The organism is Bisbaumannia salifodinae (assembly GCF_055388505.1).
This window is the reverse complement of the sequence record NZ_AP043781.1, coordinates 3835037-3851608: the sequence shown is the minus strand read 5'-3', so window position 1 is coordinate 3851608 and position 16572 is coordinate 3835037. Positions and strand designations below refer to the sequence as shown.

15 protein-coding genes and 1 pseudogene are annotated in these 16572 nt (G+C 63.3%); 12 read left to right on the top strand and 4 right to left on the bottom strand.

Annotation, left to right across the window (positions count from 1 at the left end; all coding sequences use genetic code 11):
* Positions 1–56 precede the first annotated feature (56 nt).
* Positions 57–386 (top strand): DMT family transporter, encoded by a 330-nt coding sequence (locus ACZ5EF_RS17975; RefSeq protein WP_346063680.1) that lies wholly within the window; start codon positions 57–59, stop codon positions 384–386.
* A gap of 25 nt (positions 387–411) precedes the next feature.
* Entirely contained in the window at positions 412–1848 is a 1437-nt protein-coding gene (gene dacB / locus ACZ5EF_RS17970; RefSeq protein WP_346063681.1) for a D-alanyl-D-alanine carboxypeptidase/D-alanyl-D-alanine endopeptidase, read from the top strand.
* Here the strand turns inward: dacB and ACZ5EF_RS17965 are convergent.
* Positions 1836–2723, bottom strand: coding sequence for a LysR family transcriptional regulator (locus ACZ5EF_RS17965; protein ID WP_346063682.1), 888 nt, complete (start codon positions 2721–2723; stop codon positions 1836–1838). The genes dacB and ACZ5EF_RS17965 overlap by 13 nt on opposite strands.
* Positions 2724–2858: 135 nt before the next feature.
* Here ACZ5EF_RS17965 and ACZ5EF_RS17960 point away from each other — a divergent pair, with 135 nt between their 5' ends.
* Genes ACZ5EF_RS17960 through ACZ5EF_RS17950 form a run of 3 tightly spaced genes read left to right on the top strand, consistent with a single transcriptional unit; the run spans position 2859 to position 5831 of the window.
* The gene (locus tag ACZ5EF_RS17960; RefSeq protein ID WP_346063683.1) at positions 2859–3071 is read left to right on the top strand and encodes a hypothetical protein; all 213 of its coding nucleotides are present in this window, start codon (positions 2859–2861) and stop codon (positions 3069–3071) included.
* The gene (locus ACZ5EF_RS17955) at positions 3064–4521 is read left to right on the top strand and encodes a sodium:solute symporter family protein (protein WP_346063684.1); all 1458 of its coding nucleotides are present in this window, start codon (positions 3064–3066) and stop codon (positions 4519–4521) included. Before ACZ5EF_RS17960 ends, ACZ5EF_RS17955 begins: the two co-directional genes overlap by 8 nt.
* Before the next feature lie 17 nt (positions 4522–4538).
* Complete coding sequence (locus ACZ5EF_RS17950; RefSeq protein ID WP_346063685.1) at positions 4539–5831, top strand: amidohydrolase; 1293 nt, start codon at positions 4539–4541, stop codon at positions 5829–5831.
* Positions 5832–5859: 28 nt separating this feature from the next.
* On the opposite strand, the gene ACZ5EF_RS17945 is transcribed toward ACZ5EF_RS17950, so the two are convergent.
* Positions 5860–6735 carry a LysR family transcriptional regulator gene (locus ACZ5EF_RS17945; RefSeq protein WP_346063686.1) on the bottom strand — a complete coding sequence of 292 codons (876 nt, stop codon included), beginning with the start codon at positions 6733–6735 and terminating at the stop codon, positions 5860–5862.
* Between the two features lie 105 nt (positions 6736–6840).
* Between ACZ5EF_RS17945 and ACZ5EF_RS17940 the strand changes: the two genes are divergently transcribed.
* The gene (locus ACZ5EF_RS17940) at positions 6841–7959 is read left to right on the top strand and encodes a muconate/chloromuconate family cycloisomerase (protein WP_346063687.1); all 1119 of its coding nucleotides are present in this window, start codon (positions 6841–6843) and stop codon (positions 7957–7959) included.
* Positions 7960–8016: 57 nt separating this feature from the next.
* Positions 8017–8307, top strand: a complete 291-nt coding sequence (catC, locus tag ACZ5EF_RS17935) for a muconolactone Delta-isomerase (RefSeq protein WP_346063688.1) — start codon at positions 8017–8019, stop codon at positions 8305–8307.
* A 159-nt stretch (positions 8308–8466) separates the two neighbouring features.
* Here the strand turns inward: catC and ACZ5EF_RS17930 are convergent.
* Positions 8467–8630, bottom strand: a pseudogene (locus tag ACZ5EF_RS17930) (IS1380 family transposase); the annotation flags it as partial.
* Between the two features lie 197 nt (positions 8631–8827).
* Here ACZ5EF_RS17930 and ACZ5EF_RS17925 point away from each other — a divergent pair.
* From ACZ5EF_RS17925 to ACZ5EF_RS17910, 4 genes are all read left to right on the top strand, one after another.
* A complete protein-coding gene (locus ACZ5EF_RS17925; RefSeq protein ID WP_346063713.1) occupies positions 8828–9817 on the top strand; it encodes an AraC family transcriptional regulator in 990 nt (329 codons plus the stop codon).
* 206 nt (positions 9818–10023) lie between these two features.
* Positions 10024–11520: an aldehyde dehydrogenase family protein gene (locus tag ACZ5EF_RS17920; RefSeq protein WP_346063689.1), complete on the top strand. Its 1497-nt coding sequence runs from the start codon at positions 10024–10026 to the stop codon at positions 11518–11520.
* A 42-nt stretch (positions 11521–11562) separates the two neighbouring features.
* Positions 11563–12663 carry an NAD(P)-dependent alcohol dehydrogenase gene (locus tag ACZ5EF_RS17915; protein WP_346063690.1) on the top strand — a complete coding sequence of 367 codons (1101 nt, stop codon included), beginning with the start codon at positions 11563–11565 and terminating at the stop codon, positions 12661–12663.
* Positions 12664–12749: 86 nt separating this feature from the next.
* Complete coding sequence (locus tag ACZ5EF_RS17910) at positions 12750–13643, top strand: SphA family protein (RefSeq protein WP_346063691.1); 894 nt, start codon at positions 12750–12752, stop codon at positions 13641–13643.
* Between the two features lie 628 nt (positions 13644–14271).
* Here ACZ5EF_RS17910 and ACZ5EF_RS17905 read toward each other — a convergent pair.
* Positions 14272–15987: a sigma 54-interacting transcriptional regulator gene (locus ACZ5EF_RS17905; RefSeq protein WP_346063692.1), complete on the bottom strand. Its 1716-nt coding sequence runs from the start codon at positions 15985–15987 to the stop codon at positions 14272–14274.
* Between the two features lie 338 nt (positions 15988–16325).
* Here ACZ5EF_RS17905 and ACZ5EF_RS17900 point away from each other — a divergent pair, with 338 nt between their 5' ends.
* Positions 16326–16565 (top strand): phenol hydroxylase subunit, encoded by a 240-nt coding sequence (locus ACZ5EF_RS17900; RefSeq protein ID WP_346063693.1) that lies wholly within the window; start codon positions 16326–16328, stop codon positions 16563–16565.
* The last annotated feature ends 7 nt before the right edge of the window (positions 16566–16572 follow it).

Sequence of the window (16572 nt, the reverse complement as noted above, 5' to 3'; positions counted from 1 at the left end):
CGGCTCGGCTAGAATGGGCCGCCGATCCGGGCACCGCCGTGACAAGGAGTCTTCCCATGGCCTACCTCTATCTGGCCCTGGCGATCATCGCCGAAGTGGCCGCCACCAGCGCCCTCAAGGCCTCCCAGGAGTTTACCCGCCTGGGCCCCAGCCTGATCGTGGTGGGCGGCTATGCCAGCGCCTTCTATCTGCTGACCCTGGTGCTGCGCACCCTGCCGGTGGGTATCGCCTACGCCTTCTGGGCCGGCCTGGGCATCGTCCTGGTGACCCTGGTGGCCATGCTGGTCTACGGCCAGAAACCCGACCTGCCCGCCATCCTGGGGATCCTGCTGATCGTCGCCGGGGTGGTGGTGATCCAGGCCTTTTCACAGATCTCGCCCCACTAAATCCGATCTTCGCGGACACTCCCTTATGCTGCGTCTCCTTGTCCTGTTCTGCGCGTTTCTGCTGCCCCTGCCGGCCCTGGCGGAAGGCTTTACCCATCTGGTCGGCCTGGTGGAGCGGGGCTTCGCCGTGGGCGCCGAGGCGCGCCTGCTGGGGGATGGCGCCGCCCCCGGCGAGCTGCTCGGCGAGATCGAACCGCGTCGCCAACTGTCGCCGGCCTCGGTCTCCAAGGCCTACCTCGCGGCGGCGGCCCTCAGCGAGTGGGGGCCCCAGCACCGCTTCACGACGCGACTGGTGACCACCGGCACCCTGGATGAGCACGGCGTCCTGCGGGGCGACCTGATCCTCGAGGGGAGCGGCGATCCGGGCCTGGTGGCCGAGGACCTGTGGAAGCTGGTGCAGGGCCTGCGCCAGCGGGGGATCACTGCCATCGAGGGCGGGCTCGAGGTCAGCCAATGGCGCTTCGGTCCGGTGGAGTGCGTCACCACCGACCGCTGCCAGGCCCGCCGACGCGCCGCCAATGCCTACAGTGCGCAGCTCTCCGCGGCGGGGGTCAATCACGGCAGCTGGTGCCTGTCGATCCGCCCGGGGCGGGTTGGGGAGACGGCCCGGGCGCTGAGCTGCGATACCGCCGAGCCCCTGGTGCCCCTGGATAATCGTATCGATACCGTGGCCGCCGGCGGTGGCACCGAGTTCAGCGTCGAGCGGGCCGGGGAGGCGGGCAGCGAGCAACTGATCCTGCGCGGGCGCATCGCCGCCGACAGCGGACCCCGCCAGGTACATCGGGCCAGCGCCGATCCCGCCCTGCAGACCGCCCAGACCCTGGGGGCCCTGCTGGCCCAGGCGGGGATCACCCTGACCGGGGCCCCGGTGGTCACCGAGAGCGCACCGCCGGCCGAGGCTCGGGAACTGGTCGCGGTGGAGGGGCGCTCCCTGCACGAGCTGCTGCTGGGGGTGATGCACTACTCCAATAACTACATGGCCGATGTGCTGACCCTGGGGCTCGCCGAGGGCAGCCGGCGCCTGCCGGAGGGCGGCGCCGCCCTGGCCGGTTTCGCCGAGGCGCTGCCCAACCACGGCCCCCTGACCCTGGACAGCGGCAGCGGCCTGACCACCACCAATCGCACCAGTGCCGCCGGGGTCAATGTGCTGCTCGAGCATATGTACCGCCAGCCGGCGCTCTTCCCCAGCTTCGTCAGCGGCCTGCAGTCGCCGGCCACCGGGGTGATGCGCTTTATCCGCCGCGGCGGCGACACCTTCCAGCACCATGTGATGCTCAAGACCGGCACCCTCAACCAGCCCTTCGCGGTGCGTGCCGCCGCCGGCTACTTCCGCACCGCCAGCGGCCGCTGGGGCGTCTTCTCGGTGCTGGTCAACGGCAACGGCACCACCCCCTACCTGAGCTGGCCCGAGGTGCTCGACCCCCTCTCCCGGGACCTGGAGGCGATGATTCAGTCGCGCTGAGTTACCAGCGCCACCAGGTTGCGCAGGGCCGGGGCGTCGTTGTCGGCGCGCCAGGCGAACCACAGCGGCATCTCGCAGGCCCGCAGCTCCGCGAGTTCCACGAAGCGGATACCGGGCATGGGGTGGCAGCGGCTGGCGGCGGGCAGGATGGCGATGCCCAGCCCCGCGGCCACCATGCTGAGGATGGCGATATTGTCGGCGCCGTACTGCACCACCCGGGGATGAAAGCCGAGGCGCTGGAAGTGGGTCTGCATGCGGTCGTAGTAGACCGGCGAGGCGCTGCGGAAGCCCCACACGAAGTCCGCCTCGGCGAGATCGCTCAGGCGCGCCGGCGGGGCCTCGGCCCAGGAGGAGCCCTCCGGCACCGCCAGGATCAGGTGATCCTCCTCCAGCCGCCGGGCCTCCAATCCAGGATGGCCGCCATCGTCCAGGTAGAGGATGCCGGCATCCAGGCGGCCCTCCCTGAGGCGCTCCAGTTGGGGGCCCGAGAGCAGCGGGAAGACCTCGAAGGCGACCCGCGGATAGCGATCCCGGTAGCGCCGCAGCAGCCCCGCCACCTCCGGCACCCAGAGATGAGTCACCGTCACCCCCAGGCTGACCTTGCCCACCACCCCCTGGCCCAGGGCCGTCAGTCGCGCCCTGAGCCGGGTGCGCCGATCGAGCAGCGCCTGAGCCTCCTCGTAAAGCGCCTGGCCCGCCACCGTCAGCCGCATGCCTCGCGCATGGCGCTCGAAGAGCCGCGTCTCCAGGTCCTCCTCCAATAAGCGAATCTGCCGGGTCAGTGCCGGCTGGGCCACATGCACCCGGCGGCTCGCCGCCGAGACCGAGCCGGCCTCCACCACGGCGACGAAGTAGTGCAACTGGCGAAATTCCATGGCCATCCTCGGTCAACCCATATCAGGTCGATATGGGTGATATCCAATATGGATATTTTTTCTATCTCTTGGCCTGCGCCATAGTCAAGGAACAATCCATAACAAGACTCGCCGCGGCGAGCGGGACGACTCTCGATGAGCAAGACCTATCACTGGCTGGTGGGGCTGCACTTCACCCTGTGCACCCTGGCGATGATCTGGCCCGGCGCGCTGATCGCCAACCGTATCGAGCCCATGCTGCTCGGCCTTCCCTTCCTGTTCTTCTGGTACATCCTGTGGATGCTGGTGCTCTTCGCCGGCATGTGGGTGGCCTTCGTGATCCGTCACGGAGGGCGCCGCCATGACTGATTCGCTGATCGTCGTCGGCATCACCTTGACCTATCTCGCCGGCGTGCTCTGGGTAGGCCTGCGCGCCCGGGGCCAGCAGGGCTCCAGCCTGGAGGGCTATGTGGCCGGCGGTCGCCACGTGGGCGTGGTGATCCTGTTCTTTATCCTCGGCGCCGAGATCTTCTCCGCCTTCGCCTTCCTGGGAGCCCCGGGCTGGTCCTACCAGCACGGCGCGCCGGCCTTCTATATCCTCGCCTACCTCTCCCTGGTGCCTATCACCATCTGGGTCCTGGGGCCGCGGGTGGCGGCGCTGGGCCGCGAGCGGGGTTACCTGACCCAGGGCGATATGATCGCCGATCACTACCGGAGCAAGTCCTTGGGCATCCTCGCCGGGGGGATCGGTGTGCTGGCCCTGGTGCCCTATTTGACCATCCAGATCGCCGGCGCCGGCCTGCTCTTCCAGGCCGCCACCGATGGCCTGGTACCCTTCTGGCTCGGCGCCCTGCTGGCCTTCCTGGTGGTCGCCGCTTATGTGTTCTGCAGCGGCCTGAACGGCATCGGCTGGACCAATCTGGTGCAGGGCATCATGATGATCGCCATCGCCTGGTTCCTGGGGCTATCCATATCCGAACGCCTCTATGGCGGCGTGGGCGAGATGTTCGCTCGGCTCCAGCAGGCGGCGCCGGAGTACTTGATCCTGCCCGGGGCCACCGGCATGAACTGGGGCTACTTCAGCACCGCGGTGCTGGTCAGCGCCTTCGGCGGCGCCATGTGGCCGCACCTCTTCATGAAGTTCTACTCCGCGGACAGCGGCAAGACCCTGCGCAAGGTCAGCGTCTTCTATCCGCTCTACGCCTACCTGCTGGTGCCGCTGCTGTTTATCGGCTTCGCCGGCATCCTGGTATTCGCCGATGCCCCCCTGGAGCGCTCGGATACCGTGCTGCTGCGCATGGTCATGGAGGTGGCCGACTTCTCGCCCTGGGTCATCGGCCTGATGCTCTCCGGCGCCCTGGCTGCGGCCATGTCCACCGGCGCCAACCTGGCGCATACCGCCGCCATCGTGCTGGTTCGCGACGTGGCCGGCCCGACCGTGATGAAAGGGGCCAGCGAGCAGACCGTGGTCAGCGCCACCCGCTGGAGCGTGCTGGGCCTGTCGCTGATCGCCTACCTGTTCGCCCTGGCCAACCCCGCCTCCCTGGTCCTGCTGTTGCTCGGTGCCTATGGGCTGATCGTGCAGCTCTTCCCGATGGTGATCGGCGCGCTCTTTATGCCGCGGCTGCGTCGCGCCAGCGTGATGGCGGGCGCCCTGGTGGGCAGTGCCGCCTATCTGGGGATGGAGTTCGCCTGGGGCTCGCCGCTGGGCTGGCACGCCGGCGTCTGGGCCATGCTGCTCAATGTACTGGTGGTGGCCGCCTGGCAATGGGCCAGTCGCGTCGGCGACGCCGCCCTCTCTCGTACCCAACACTCTTGAACCCCATGGAGGCCATAATGACCACGCCAACCGATCTCAAGGAGGCCCTGGCGGCCCGGGTAGAAGACGCCTTCGCCGAGGTCCAGGCCCTCTACCGCCGGCTGCACCAGCATCCGGAGTTGCCCTTCCAGGAGCACAAGACCGCCGCCCGCCTCGCCGAGGCCCTGGAGAGCCTGGGTTTCGAGGTGACCCGCGGGGTGGGGGGCACCGGCGTGGTGGCCCTGCTGCGCAACGGTGAGGGCCCCACGGTGATGCTGCGCGGCGATATGGATGCCCTGCCCATCGAGGAGCAGACCGGCCTCGACTTTGCCAGCACACGCACCGCGGAGACGGAGAGCGGGACGGTGCCGGTGATGCACGCCTGCGGCCATGACCTGCACAGCAGTTGCCTGGTGGGCGCCGGGGCGGTGCTGGCCGAACTGCGCCAGCGCTGGCGGGGCACCCTGATGCTGGTCTGTCAGCCCGCCGAGGAGGTCTTCGGCGGCGCCCGGGCGATGCTCGACGATGGCCTCTATAAGCGTTTCGCGCGCCCCGATATCGTCCTGGGCCAGCACAATATGCCGGCCCGGGAGGGCACCGTTGGGCATATCGCCGGCAGTGCCATGGCCGCCGCCACCACCCTGGGGGTGACCATCCACGGCGCCGGGGGCCACGGCTCCATGCCGGCTCAGGCCATCGACCCGGTGGTGATCGCCGCCCATGTGGTGACCCGGCTGCAGAGCATCGTCGCCCGGGAGGTGCCGCCGGAGGAGACGGTGGTGGTCACCGTGGGCAAGCTCCACGCCGGCACCCAGGGCAATATCATCCCCCATACGGCGGAATTGGAGATCAATGTGCGTGGCTTCGACAACGCCCTACACGCCCGGGTACTGGAGTCGATCCGCCGCATCGTGCGCTGCGAGTGCGAGGCGGGGCGCGCCCCCCGGGCCCCGGAATTCCGGGTGCTCTCGCAGACCATCGCCCTGCATAACGACCCCGAGGCGGTGGCCCGGGTGCGCCGGGCCCACGCCGACCACTTCGGCGAGGAGCGCCTCTTCGCCATGCCGCGGCTCAACGGCAGCGAGGACTTCCCCTACTACGGCGATGCCGAGGCGGGGGGCTTCGACGGCGAGGACATCCCCTGCGTCTACTGGTTTATCGGCGCCACCCCCGAGGCGCGCTGGCACGAGACCCCGGGGGAGGGCGTGGCCGAGAAGATGCGCCACCTGGAGATGCCCCACTCCCCCTACTATGCCCCGGGGCAGGCGGCGACCCTCAGGGCCGGCATGGCGGCCCTGGCCAGCGGCGCCCTGGCCTATCTGGGCGCGTAAGGGGCGACTTCCTCAGTATTGCGGCGGCCTATTGAACCCGGGCCAGGATGGCGTCCACCTCGCGCATCAGCGGGGTGTCCGCTTCGCCCTTGCGGCGGCTGCAGATCACCGGGGTGGTCAGGCTGGCGTCGGCCAGGGGCACATAGCCGATGCCCTGACGCTGCACGTTGCGCACTTGTTCCGGCACCAAGGTGATGCCCAAGTTGGAGGCCACCAGCCCCAGGGCCGTCTGCAGCTCGTTGGTCTCCTGCACCACCCGGATCTTGAGGCCGCGGCGGTGGAAGAGCCCCTGCACCATATCCGCCAGGCTGGGGCGGGGACGCGCCGGAAAGAGGATCAAGGGGTAGCGGGCCAGTTCCTCCAGGCTGGGCCGGGTGTCCTCCAGGGGGTGGCCCGTGGGCAGCGCCGCCAGCAGCGGCTCGTCGAACAGCACCCGCTGCTCCACGTCCGGGTCGTCCACCCGCAGGCGACCGAAACCGATATCGATTCGCCCCGCCTTGAGGGCCTGGATCTGCTGCACCGTGGTCAGTTCCACCAGGCTCAGCTCCGCCTTATCCTTTTGTCGTAGTTCCCGGGCCAGCAGGGGCAGCTGGCCATAGAACACCGAGGGCACGAAGCCGATGCCGAACAGCGGGCGCTGGCTGCGCTCCATGCGGCGGATGGTGGCGACGCTGGTTTCCACCTTGTCGAGGATCTGCCGGGCATGCTCGTAGAAGACCTGACCGGTGGCGGTCAGGGCCAGCCCCTGGGGGCCGCGCCGGAACAGTTGACTGCCCAGCTCCTCCTCCAGGGCCTTGATCTGCCGGGACAGCGGCGGCTGGGTCATATGCAGCCGCTGGGCCGCCCGGGTGAGATTGAGCTCTTCGGCCACCAGGCAGAAGAGACGCAGATGGCGCAGTTCCATCATACCTCCTGAGGTATGGCAGGGTTTCCAAACGATATTGGTCCGGGGGCATAAAGGCAATCACACTGAAGATGTTCCACTGATTCCCTGAGGTGCCTGCCCGCCATGTCCGCCGTTATCCAGTCCATCGACACCCTGCTGGTCGATCTGCCGACCATTCGTCCCCACCAGCTCTCCATGACCACCATGGCCTGCCAGACCCTGGTCATCGTGCGCCTGCGCGACAGCGACGGCATCGAGGGCCTGGGGGAGGGCACCACCATCGGTGGCCTGGCCTATGGGCCGGAGAGCCCGGAGAGCATCAAGCGCAATATCGACACCTACCTGGCGCCCCTGCTGATCGGCCAGGAGGCCTGCAATGTCAATGCATTGCGTGCACGCCTGAATCGCCATGCCCGGGGCAATATGATCGCCAAGTCGGCGCTGGAGACGGCGCTGCTGGACGCCCAGGGCAAGCGCCTGGGGCTGTCGGTGGCGGAACTGCTGGGCGGCGCCCGCCAGACCCACCTGCCGGTGCTCTGGACCCTGGCCAGCGGCGATACCCAGAAGGATATCGACGAGGCCGAACTGCGCCTGGAGCAGCGTCGGCACTGCGACTTCAAGCTCAAGATCGGCGCCCGTGGCGTCGATCAGGACGTGGCCCATGTGGCGGCCATCAAGGCGGCCCTCGGCGATCGCGCCAGCGTGCGCGTCGACGTCAACCAGGCCTGGGACGAGACCAGCGCGGTGCGCGGCATCCATGCCCTGCAGGAGGCCGGGATCGAGCTGATCGAGCAGCCCATCCCGGCCCGCGAGCATGCCGGCCTGGTGCGCCTGGCCAACCGCTTTCGGGTGCCCATGCTGGCCGACGAGGCGGTGCAGGACGCCCGGGACGGCCTCGACCTGATCGGCGCCGGCTTCAGTGGCGCCTTCGCCCTGAAGATCGCCAAGGCCGGCGGCCCCCTGGGGGCCATCGAGCTGGGCCGGCTGGCCCAGACCGCCGGTATCGGCCTCTATGGCGGCACCCTGCTGGAGGGCACCATCGGCACCGCGGCCTCCTTGCACGCCTGGGCCACCCTGGGCGAGATGGCCTGGGGCACCGAGATGTTCGGCCCGCTGTTGCTCAAGGACGATATCGTCGCCGAGCCGCTGAACTTCCACGACTTCGGGGCCGACCTGCCGACGGGCCCCGGCCTCGGCGTCACCCTCGACGAAGACAAGCTGGCCCACTACTCACGCAAGTAAGGCGTCCGTGGGTGAGCCATCACCGTTTCGCAAGACACACTTAACCAGGAGAGAGCCATGCTGTTTCAGGTGGAAATGACCGTCAAGCTGCCCCCCGAGATGCCCGCCGAGCGGGCCGCCGAGATCAAGGCCACCGAGAAGGCCTACGCCCAGGACCTGCAGCGCGCCGGCAAGTGGCGCCACCTGTGGCGGGTGGCCGGCAGCTACGCCAACGTCAGCATCTTCGATGTGGAAGACAACGCCGAGCTCCAGGAGATCATCTCCAACCTGCCGCTGTTCCCGTATATGGAGATCGCGGTCAAGCCGCTGTGCCGCCATCCGTCCTCGGTTCGCGACGACGATAGCTGAGCGTCGAGCGGTCCGCCACCGAGGCGGACCGCTCCCCTTCCCGCACCGCAAATGCGGATGATGAAGAGCAGGAAGGATAGGCTATCTTGAGTCATCGGAAGCCGGTATTCAGCCTGACGCTCGGGTCGGAGCCAGTTTCAGGCCCTACTCATTGCTGCAGGCTGTTACCTCATAGACAGCCGAGTGGCCGCGATCCATCGAGGAGAGGTGCTCATCGAGTGCTGATTTCAACTCGCACACCTGGGCCTCGGCGCTGCCGCACTTACGGTACAGAGACAGGACTTTTCCGGTAGCCAGCCGAGCTTGCCGAGGTTGGTGACCAAGCGGGGCGGCGGCCTCGTAGGTGCCGGGGACAAGCCGCTGGCAAGGTGTACACGGACCTCTGCCCCAAGGCCTCGTTGAGCTATTTTACCCGGTGTGTAATCCTTTCAGGCGGGCCTGCGTTCCTCATTGCCCAGCGTTCTTCAGTTATTCTATGAATACAGGAATCCCTGGTCGAGAGGAGTTTCCAGTGCTCAAGATGACCCCGCTATATAATCATTGCGTCTTTCGCTCGCAGGAGCGTTCAGAGACACATTCGCTTATTGCTAGGGAGTTGATCGACCATCGGTTGCGCTGGCAGGGTGGCGAAGTGGACACGCGTTTGTATAAATTCAATGCGCAGCGGCTTTCTCTCTATTCTTTGAGGTACGGCGATGCCGTGAGCATATTCCCTGAAGTTTATAGCGATTTTTCATTGGTTCATTTTTCTCTCAGGGGAGGAATAGAGATATTAGCTGATGGTAGGCGGCAAGAGGTACGCCAGGGCCGGGCCATCGTCAGTTCTCCCAGAAGTAGCATCAGGCTAAACTATTCTAATGCTTGTGAGCAACTAATACTTCGTGTGCCGCACGATGTGCTAAGTGACGCGGCTCGACAATTGGGGAGGACGCACCTCTATGGGTCGATCAAGCAGATGCCGGGCTTGGTTCTGACCGAGGCGGCCTGCCAGCAATGGGAAGTATACATGCAGATGTTCATGGCCCTGGAGGACTACAGTCAGCATGATTCCTCTTGTGCACCATGGCTCGAAAATATCGAAAAAGGCATGGCCATGTTTCTGTTGCTGCAGAGCCATGACATGGTGCCGCAGCCAGTCAGTATGGTCGAATACTCCTGCGGGTCTGTCGATAATTCGCAAGCGAAAAGACGGCTGGATCGTTTATTCGAGTACGCTCTTACTCACCTCACCTGCCCTGTAACACTCGCCGATCTCGCCAAGGCGGTGGCGATGTCGGAGCGACAGCTCAACACACTCTGTCACGAACACCTGGGGTCATCTCCGATGCTATGGCTGCGTAACCTGCGTCTTGATGCCGTCCGAGACATCCTGCGTAAAAACCCACAGTCTGATATAACATCAGTGGCAATTCTTCATGGTTTTTCCCACCTCGGTCGATTCGCATCGTATTACCGGATGCGTTTTGGCGAACTCCCCAGTAAAACTGTCAAGTCCGCAAGAACCGGATAGTAGTCCCTAATTTTGCGCAATTTTTGGATGGTGGGCTTCCGGTCGGTTTCATAGGATGAGATTTAAAGGTTTGAAGGTTGAGCCGTGTTGATGCCTTTTTAAGGTGTGGTTCGCTAGCTGAGAGTTCGCGCTGCCAGTATTTGGCATGAGCGATTTTTGTAATGTGCTGGTTGGTATTGGGGTGATTGATAATAAAAGGAGATGTCATGTCTGTTGTCACTGGATTTAATAGCGGCCTTTCTGAATCCTATGGTGCTTTCATAAACAATGAGTTTCTTCCGATCGAGGGGGGGAGTTTTCCGGCTATTGCGGCTGCGACGGGTGAGCAACTTGCAACCATCGGCCGCTGTGGGAAGAAAGAGGTAGAGAAGGCGGTTAGGGCTGCAGAAGTGGCTTTCCATTCCTGGAAAAGGCTACAGCCGGAAGAGCGGGCCGCTTATCTACATAAGCTGGCCGATGCCTTAGAGCAAGACAAGTCCCGCCTGACAATGATCGACACACTGGATATCGGGCGAGGCTTGTGGGAAACCAGCATCGATTATCAAATCGCCGTGGCACAATATCGGTACTTCGCTTCAGCAATCGTCACCCATGAGGGGTTCGGGCGCTCGATTCCAGATGGGTACCTCGTTGCCAAGCGAGAACCCTATGGGGTTTGTGGGCAGATCATACCATGGAACGTGCCGGCCATTATGACAGCACTGAAGATCGCGCCCGCTGTCGCTGCCGGAAACACCGTAGTGCTCAAGCCCGATGAAAATGCCTCGCTATCGACCCTTGAGTTGTGCAAGCACATTGCCAAAATCTTTCCGCCGGGAGTAATCAATGTCGTGCCTGGTTGGGGGGAGGAAGCAGGTGCTGCCCTGACCGCACATCCCGGTGTGGTCAAGCTGGCATTCACTGGTAGCAGCGAAGTCGGTCGAATCATATCGGCTGCAGGTGCCAACCGCCTTGTTCCCGTATCCCTCGAGCTGGGGGGGAAGAGTCCGAACATCGTTTTTCCCGATGTGGCCCCCCAAGACATGGATGCTATCGTAGATAATGTTACCTTCGCATCGATGTATTGTAATGGCCAATCATGCCTGGCCGGTACAAGGCTGTTCCTTCACGATGCGATCTATGACGATTTCATGGATAGGCTTGTGGCTAGTATGAAGCGCATCCGCATTGCCGACCCGACATCAGAAGGTCCCTTGCTCGGTTGCCTGATCTCTGAAGAGCAGGGGAAGCGCGTGAAATCTTATATTGATGTAGGCAAGGCTTGCGCCTCACTGGTTACCGGCGGAAGGCGAGTCGAGGTAAGTGGTTGCGGGAATGGCTGGTTCTTCGAGCCGACTGTGTTCGAGACAAGCAATTATACACCTATTGCTCAGGAAGAGATTTTCGGGCCAGTTCTCTCGGTTATCCGTTGGAATGACTATGAAAAGCTTGTTCATGATGCCAACAATGTCCGCTATGGTTTGGCCGCGGGTCTGTATACAACAAATCTAAAGATGGCCATGGAGACGGCGGATAGGCTCGATGCGGGCAATGTCTGGATCAATAGCTACTTCAACCTTGCCAGCGGCTCGCCATTCGGTGGATTCAAGGAGAGTGGTATCGGAAGCGAGTACTGTCGCGAGACACTAAATATGTACACTCATCTAAAGGCCATCACTGTTCAAGGGCATGTCAAGCCCGCCTGGTATGCGCCGAAGGCATGATGGTAATTTTTTGGTGAAGTATAATAAAAGAGGGGTTTCTACGTGAAAATTACCGCTGCAGTAATGCGTCAAAAGGGAGGGGATTTCTCCCTTGAAGAAGTTGAGCTGGACGAACCGCGAGAGGACGAAGTTCTCATCCGTATCAAGGGCTGTGGCATTTGCCATACCGACACCCTTCCACGGGACCAGGTCGTGCCGGCACCTTTCCCAGCGGTGTACGGCCATGAGGGCGCTGGCATCGTAGAGAAGGTCGGCTCTCGAGTCACTAAGCTAAAACCGGGCGACCATGTCGTGATGAGCTGCAATTTTTGTGGCCACTGTGACACCTGTATGACTGGCCAGCCCATGTACTGCCGAGATTTCTTCAAGGCTAACTTTGGCTTTGCTCGTATGGATGGAACGCCTACGATGCACAAGGGAGGTGAAGTTGTTCATGGTGCCTTCTTTAGCCAGTCGTCGTTTGCCACGTACGCACTTGGCACGGAGCGTAGTGTGGTTAAGATTCCATCTGATGTGCCGCTTGAGCTCATGGGGCCACTAGGCTGTGGTGTGCAGACTGGTGCAGGTGCGGTGATGAATTCCTTGCGCCCCCAAGCCGGTGACTCGCTCGCAATTTACGGGGCAGGTTCGGTGGGGCTATCCGCCCTGTTGGGTGCAGTCGTAACTGGGTGTGCAATCCGTATTTGCGTTGATCCCAATGAGGAGCGTCTTGAATTGGCGCTTGAGTTGGGCGCCACACATGTTATTGATCCGACAAAGACTGACCCCGTGCAGGAGATTAAAGATATCACTGGCGGTCTTGGTGCTCAGTATTCGCTAGAGACTTCGGGTAATTTGATGGCTCTCCGGCAGGCAGTCGACTCGATACAGATCATGGGGGAGTGTGGCATGATCGGTGCGCCAGCCTTTGGTAGTGAGATCAGCCTAGACACTTGGGGGCTTCTCCTTGGTCGGAAGATTCGAGGGATTTGTGAAGGTGACTCTGTTCCGGACTTGTTTATTCCTAAGCTGGTGGAGTTGTATAAGCAGGGGCGGTTCCCTTTTGACAAGTTGATTACGTTCTATGAGTTTGATCGGATCAATGAGGCCGTAAAGGACGGTGAGCATGGCAAGGCAATAAAGGCTGTACTCCGGCTCGACTGACATCGTGACCCTGACTGGTGTCATGTTAGCATCGGCCCCAGTCCCGACCTAAGAAGGTTGTTGACAACGATAATAAAGGTCTTCTCATGCAGTATAAAGAATGGTTGGCTGCGACGCTGGCTTTGGGCGGCTGCGCCCTGAGTACGGCCTCCCTTGCCACTAATGGTCACTATGTCCCCGGCGTCGAGGGACTCAATGGTGCCATCACTCCACCTCCCGGGCTTTACTACCGTAGCTATCTGGTCCATTACGACATCGGCAGTCTGCGTGATGGTCGTGGAGAGGCGGTTCCCGGCCGTAACGGCGGGGAGGTCACGGCGCTGGCCAACCGCTTCGTCTGGATGACCGATACACGGCTGCTCGGCGCCGATTATGGTATGGATGCCATTGTCTCGATACAGGATATCTCGCTGCGCTTCGATGGGGTCGGCGCTAGGGATAGCAAAAATGGCGTCGGCGATCTCTTCCTGAGTCCCTTGATTCTGGGCTGGCATGGCGAGCGCTGGGATGCGGTCTTCGCCGCCGGCCAGTGGTTGGATACCGGTGATCACGCCGCCGACCGCCCCGCCTCCCCGGGCAAGGGCTTCGACAGCACCATGCTGACCCTGGGCGGCGCCTGGCACTTCGACGACGAGCGACGCTGGACTTTCTCGGCTCTGTCGCGCTACGAGATCCACGGCAGCCAGAGCGAGGCTGGCATCACCCCCGGCGACAGCCTAGTGGTGGAGTGGGGGCTGGGCCACCGCCTCGACAACGGCTTGACCCTGGGGCTGGTGGGCTACGATGCCTGGCAGCTGGAGCGTGACAGCGGAGTGGCGGTGCCCGGCGACAAGGCCGAGCAGCACGCCATCGGCGTCGAGGCGGGGGGCTTCTGGCCGGCGCTGGGGCTCGGCCTCAACGCGGCCTACTACCACGAGTACGACAATCGCGCCCGGCCTCAGGGTGACCTGATGAGAGTCACCCTGACCAAGGCTTTCTGACCCGGAGAGGGACTGCATGATGGGCCCGCATCGGCGGGCCTGTCATGGTGGGTGGTGGTATGGGCGTCATGGCGTCGGGCTTGGTGTCCGACTCGATGATCGAGGAGACGAAAGCCGCGAACTCCGGGGTTGCCCGCCCTCGCCCTTCGATAGCTCTGGGTAGATGAAGCCCAGGCCGTGGAAGGACTGTTCGGCATTCTCGATTCAGCCGAACATATGCACCCTACACTTCTCGCTGGCGACCGAGGGATCGGCGATCTCCAGCTTGTTGCGGGGGGCCACGGCAACCATCGAGAACAGGGCACCCCGGGGTTTCCAGCACTTGGTACAGCCACAGGCGTGGCTGTACCAAGTGCTGGGTCTCGACACTGACCTCGATCTGGTTGTCGGAGCAGTGGCCGCTCGCTCCTACCCTTGATACCCCCTAAACGCCGAGCCCCTCCAGACCCGGCTGGTAATCAGTTAGAAGGAACGGGTGGCGATCCTCTTGCCGGCCCTGGCCAAGCCGATGATCACCTGGTGGATGAGCTCTGCGTGGTCCTTGGGGTTGACGAAGACGATGGCGCCACTCAGCTGTAGGCGAACGCGTGTGTGTCAAAGCAAGATCAGGGATAGTTCCAGAAAGCAGCTACAGCATCCCTCCCTTCTTAAGGCGATAGTCCAGCGCCGCCCGACTCATGCCCAGGCGCCGGGCCGCCGCCGAGACATTCTTGCCCGACTCCCGATAGGCCTTCTCCAGCAGGGCCGTCTCCAGGGCCTCCAGCGACACCCCCGCCTCGAGTACCCGGTCGCAGAGCGACACCAGGGCATCGCCAGGTTCGGCCTCCGTGGCCTGCGCGATATGGCCGCTTTCGCTCAGGGTCTGGCCCGGCTTCTGGCCGGGATGTTGACCGAACAGGGCCTGCTCATCGATGGAGTTGCCGTCACCGGCGAGGATCACCCCCCGCTCGATAATATTCTGCAGTTCGCGGATATTGCCCGGCCAGGCATGGGCCCGCAGCAGGGCCATGGCCTGATCGGTAAAGCCCAGCGTCTTGACGTGGTAGTGGCACTCGAAACGCTCCAGGAAGTGCTCGGCCAGTAGCCGAATATCGTCGCGGCGATCGCGCAGGGGCGGGATGATCACCGGGTAGGCATTGAGCCGATAGAAGAGGTCGGCGCGGAAGCGACCGTCCTGCACCCGCTCCATCAGGTCGCCATGGGTGGCGGCGACGATACGCACATCGATGGCGTAGCTCTGCTGGCCACCGACCCGCTCGATCTGCTTCTCCTGCAGGACACGCAGCAGGGAGGCCTGGGCCCGCGGCGAGAGCTCGGCCAGCTCATCCAGGAAGAGGGTGCCGCCGTGGGCGCGCTCGAAGCGCCCGGCCCGGGACTGGACGGCGCCGGTATAGGCGCCCTTCTCGACGCCGAACAGCTCCGACTCGATCAGGTCCGGGGGAATGGCCGCGCAGTTGACCGCCACGAAGGGGCCCTCGGCCCGGCCGCTCTGCTGATGGGCCCGGTGGGCCATGATCTCCTTGCCGGTGCCGGTCTCGCCCAGCAGCAGGATCGGCACCTCCGAGCGCGCGGCGCGGTCAATCAGGTCCAGCGCCCCGAGGAAGGCCGGGGCCTTGCCGATGGGGCGGTAGTGCTCATCACCCTTGTGGCGGGCGATATCGTCTTCCAGATAGGCGATGCGCGACTGCAGCTCGTAGAGTTCGTCGATCAGTGGGTCTTCGCGGAAATGCTCGGCGAAGGCGCCATGATCCTCCCACTCGGCGGCGGGGCGGCCGATGATTCGGCAGCGCTCGTCGCCGCGGCCGCGACACTCCACCTCCCGATACTGGATCTCCTGGCCGAGGAACTGGCTGGAGTAGGCGCAGGCGTAACCCAGCTGCATCCAGCACACCGGTTCGTCCAGGGAGGATTCCAGCTGCTCGTTGATCGCCACCTCATAGGAGTCCTGCCACTCGAACTCGCCATAGAAGTGGCCCTGATGGGGATCGATCTCCAGCGCCAGGGGAATCACCTTGACCAACCCCCGTAGGGAGTGGAGCTGGGGGCCGGTCAGGAAGCCATCCTCCACCGACATCTCCTGACCACGCACCGCCCGGGCCAGTTCGGCATCCTTGAGCCCCGAGTGGTAGCCCAGGCGCAGGAAGAAGCTCTTGGCACGCTTCAGCCCCAGGGTACGAATGATCTCATGGCGGAAGGTGGCCATGGTCTGTAGCTGCATCAGCAGCATGCGCTGCTCGCCGAGCCATATCTGCCCCTCCTCGGGAAGGAAGCGCAGTTTCTCGAGAATATCTCGGCTATCCGGGTAACGCGGCGTCACCCCATCGCTAGGCGTGCTCGTTTTCATGGCGTCACAGGGTCGTTATTTTGATCTTGTGTATTGGACTTTTGTCGGGTGTTTTCAATACGACTACCGATTATCGACTCCGACAGCATAAGCCGCTCTAGGTCGCCCCTTCCAGTCTCCTTTCATTGAACTCCCTGTCGCCGGCCGGTGGTTTTCATCATTTGCCCAAGCTGCTGTGCAGCAATTGATGATTTTCGCGATTCGTAGCGCTCCTCAGGCGGTCGGGAAACGGCTGGGTGTATTTTTATCGTTCTGTTTTTATTGGTCTTTTGTGGTTTTTGGCCGGGCTGGCATGGGCCTTGTAAAGGTAAGGAGGAAACTCACCCGGAGGCGATCCCATGTCCCAGTCGGCCATCCCCCGCACCCTGAAACGCTATGTCCGCGTGCGGGAGAGAAGCGAGCGATTCATTGAATTCGACTTCGCCATCGAGAATCCGGAGCTGTTCGTCGAGCTGATCATGCCTCCTTTGGCCTTCGAGGAGTTCTGTGCCCGCAATGACGTGATCTTTATGAGCGATGAACAGGCCAAGGCCGTCGATACCCAGATGGAAAAGTGGCGTTACAGCGTCAGTCACTGATACCGGA

Bases quoted from the DNA above. Each gene is read 5' to 3' on its own strand.
- dacB (WP_346063681.1), top strand. From the start codon at position 412: ATGCTGCGTCTCCTTGTCCTGTTCTGCGCGTTTCTGCTGCCCCTGCCG.
- ACZ5EF_RS17940 (WP_346063687.1), top strand. From the start codon at position 6,841: ATGTCCGCCGTTATCCAGTCCATCGACACCCTGCTGGTCGATCTGCCG.
- ACZ5EF_RS17955 (WP_346063684.1), top strand. From the start codon at position 3,064: ATGACTGATTCGCTGATCGTCGTCGGCATCACCTTGACCTATCTCGCC.
- catC (WP_346063688.1), top strand. From the start codon at position 8,017: ATGCTGTTTCAGGTGGAAATGACCGTCAAGCTGCCCCCCGAGATGCCC.
- ACZ5EF_RS17900 (WP_346063693.1), top strand. From the start codon at position 16,326: ATGTCCCAGTCGGCCATCCCCCGCACCCTGAAACGCTATGTCCGCGTG.
- ACZ5EF_RS17905 (WP_346063692.1), bottom strand. From the start codon at position 15,987: ATGAAAACGAGCACGCCTAGCGATGGGGTGACGCCGCGTTACCCGGAT.
- ACZ5EF_RS17910 (WP_346063691.1), top strand. From the start codon at position 12,750: ATGCAGTATAAAGAATGGTTGGCTGCGACGCTGGCTTTGGGCGGCTGC.
- ACZ5EF_RS17950 (WP_346063685.1), top strand. From the start codon at position 4,539: ATGACCACGCCAACCGATCTCAAGGAGGCCCTGGCGGCCCGGGTAGAA.
- ACZ5EF_RS17965 (WP_346063682.1), bottom strand. From the start codon at position 2,723: ATGGAATTTCGCCAGTTGCACTACTTCGTCGCCGTGGTGGAGGCCGGC.
- ACZ5EF_RS17925 (WP_346063713.1), top strand. From the start codon at position 8,828: ATGACCCCGCTATATAATCATTGCGTCTTTCGCTCGCAGGAGCGTTCA.
- ACZ5EF_RS17920 (WP_346063689.1), top strand. From the start codon at position 10,024: ATGTCTGTTGTCACTGGATTTAATAGCGGCCTTTCTGAATCCTATGGT.
- ACZ5EF_RS17945 (WP_346063686.1), bottom strand. From the start codon at position 6,735: ATGGAACTGCGCCATCTGCGTCTCTTCTGCCTGGTGGCCGAAGAGCTC.
- ACZ5EF_RS17960 (WP_346063683.1), top strand. From the start codon at position 2,859: ATGAGCAAGACCTATCACTGGCTGGTGGGGCTGCACTTCACCCTGTGC.
- ACZ5EF_RS17975 (WP_346063680.1), top strand. From the start codon at position 57: ATGGCCTACCTCTATCTGGCCCTGGCGATCATCGCCGAAGTGGCCGCC.